Annotated in this window: 2 protein-coding genes and 2 pseudogenes; 3 read left to right on the forward strand and 1 reads right to left on the reverse strand. The window is 27.3% G+C overall.

What is annotated here, in order from left to right; translation table 11 throughout:
• Positions 1–297: 297 nt before the first annotated feature.
• From KI369_RS28070 to KI369_RS28080, 3 genes and pseudogenes are all read left to right on the forward strand, one after another.
• Positions 298–522, forward strand: a pseudogene (locus KI369_RS28070) (endonuclease); the annotation flags it as partial.
• Position 523: 1 nt separating this feature from the next.
• A pseudogene (locus KI369_RS28075) lies at positions 524–1,279 on the forward strand (hypothetical protein); the annotation flags it as partial.
• Positions 1,280–1,415: 136 nt separating this feature from the next.
• Positions 1,416–1,811, forward strand: a complete 396-nt coding sequence (locus tag KI369_RS28080) for a RidA family protein (RefSeq protein WP_212958927.1) — start codon at positions 1,416–1,418, stop codon at positions 1,809–1,811.
• Between the two features lie 719 nt (positions 1,812–2,530).
• On the opposite strand, the gene KI369_RS28085 is transcribed toward KI369_RS28080, so the two are convergent.
• Positions 2,531–2,644, reverse strand: a 114-nt coding sequence (locus KI369_RS28085; protein ID WP_212958929.1) for a DUF1963 domain-containing protein, incomplete at its 5' end; no start/stop codon positions are given.

The raw sequence follows: 2,644 nt of genomic DNA on the forward strand, positions 1-2,644 counted from the left end.
TCATTCGTTCTCCTTTTTACGTTTAACAATATACGTATGTTGTTATTGTAGCTAATTGTAGTTTAAACGAAATCATTTTACCTTTCATCTTAAATGCAGTACATTTCATAAATTTGTGAAATTCGTTATTCTTAAATACGAAAAACAACTCATGCAGCAGATAAAACGAATATGAAGTAAATGTAAAATGTTTTAATTTAGTAAATTTCTTCTTATAAGCAACAAAGAACATACGTTTCGTTATATGTTATAGAAGAAAATACGTCTCTAATTATTAAAAGGAAGGAGAGGATGTAAGTGCAAATAGAGAGAAAAAAGAAATCAAAATGTAAACTATCAAAACCTGAAATAACGCAGCTATATACAGAAGGGAAAAGCACTTCAGAAATAGCTACACTTGCTAATGTGTCTGCTAGGTATATCCGTATGGTTTTAACAGACAATAACATTCCAAGGCGTGCTATAGGGAGTTGGAAGAGGAAGTATGACATAGCAGAAGATTATTTTAAAACGTGGTCAAATACTTAAGCTCATTGAAAACCATTCAAATCAAATTGAATTTATTTCAAAAAGAAACGACACGTTTAATCATTTATCTAAAGAATCGTATAGTCTTTTACTCTATAGTGGTGTGTTATTAGATTTTGGACAAATAAATTACATTGAAGAAAGCTATTAAAAAAAGAAACGACCTTTAAGAAATAAGAAACGATATTATTATGCTATTCAAGAACAAGAACTAGCAGATATAGAGGCTTTCGGGATGTATGGTAATACGTATTTAGATTTAGGAGAAGTTCAAATTGGTCTTTATGGAAATTCTCGATATTCAACATTAAATTTAATAACAGCAGATAACGAAACATTTGAAGAATATTTTCAAAACAATATTACCGATATTAATTATAAGAAAAAGCAATTAGTAAAAGGTTTCGTAGCAGCAGATAGACAAATAGACTTACATTTAAACGTAGTTTACGAAAAATTAGGCTTATATCAAAATTCAAAACCTGTTATCCCTGTATTTAAATCAACAGACTTATTTATACTTAACGAAATTGCAAACACAATCAGTGAAGATTTAGTCTTATTGTTCAACGAAAACGATAAGCCTTTAAAACAATACTTTGCCAGCAGCAGATACTCAAAAGAAATTACTTATGAAGAGTTTTTTATCTGGTGGTATCACTTTTTCTATACAAAAGTAACTGAAGAATTAATAAAACAAGGTGTAATTATAACAAGCACACAAAAAAATCAAACGTACATAATCCATTAATAACTTTAAATTAAAGTGCTAATATATTTTTACAAATGTAGCAGCTGAATGGAGAAATAATTATTAGTAAATAAGGGATAATCTGAAATTAAAATCTAATATAAAGAAAATAAGATATTTAAAGGAGAGAAGAATCTTGCAAAAGAAATTTATCAATCCAGAAACGATGCCACCAACTTTTGGATACTCACATGTAGTCGAAGTTAGTAACGCTAAACGAACAATTTACATATCTGGACAAGTAGCAATCAATACCGATGGTCAAATAGTTGGTGTTGGTGATATAGCTATACAAACGCGACAAGTATTCGAAAACATTAAAAGTGCATTAGATACTTTAGAATTACAATTTAATGATGTAGTAAAATTAACATTTTTCTTAACAGATATTTCTCAAATGGCCATTGTTAGAGATATACGAGATCAATACATTGATACTAAAAATCCACCAGCAAGTTCAGCTGTAGAAGTTAGAAAGTTAATTAACGATCACTTATTAATTGAAATTGAAGCAATTGCTGTAGCAAACTAATTTTAAAAACGTATTCGCAATCATATCAATACAATTCGTTTAATGAACATATTAACCGAATTGTATTTTTTATTATTTAAAATCTAAATTATATCCGAAAATATTATTATCAATAGCTAAATGAAGCAAATAACAACATAACCAGTCACACATTACTAATTCAGTAAAAAAGGGGAGTGTAACAACGCGAACTAACATTTAATAAGTTTATTATTTTTTACAGTTAACATAATATATATTATAGGCAGTTAAAGAAACAAAGCAATATCAGGTATCAAAATACAAGTAAACTATACTTAATGAGACGAAACAGAGATTTTTTGTGAGATTCACATAAAATCTTATTTAAACGCATTTATACAGTTTTTATCATTATGATTTGCTATAAATCCATCACAGCAAATTCAAATCAATAATCCATTAAGATTTAACGAATCAAAAACATTTTTGATCGGCAAGAAATTTTTATACAGAAAAATTATTTCTATACAAAATATAAATTAGTAATTTTATTTTATGTTTTACTTAATGAATTTATTGCTATTTGCACACGTATTACAACATTACATTTTTTGTTGTTATTTCTCTTATTTAGGCTTGACTTTCATTACACTCATCGATCTTTATTCTAGTTAACATAACGTTTATTTTTAACATAAAAAAATCTCCCTCACCTTCAGGAAGATTTTTTAGCTTGCTAGTATTTCATTTATATCTTTTTAGTAGCAATCCCAGTTGTAAATAACATTGGAAAAATCTAGATTTAACAAATCTTCTTTTTTTATAAAGAAATTAGCAACACCAGAATCTACCCACATAATATTTAATGAATC

Origin of the sequence: Bacillus sanguinis (assembly GCF_018332475.1) — a bacterium.
Classification (GTDB): domain Bacteria; phylum Bacillota; class Bacilli; order Bacillales; family Bacillaceae_G; genus Bacillus_A; species Bacillus_A sanguinis.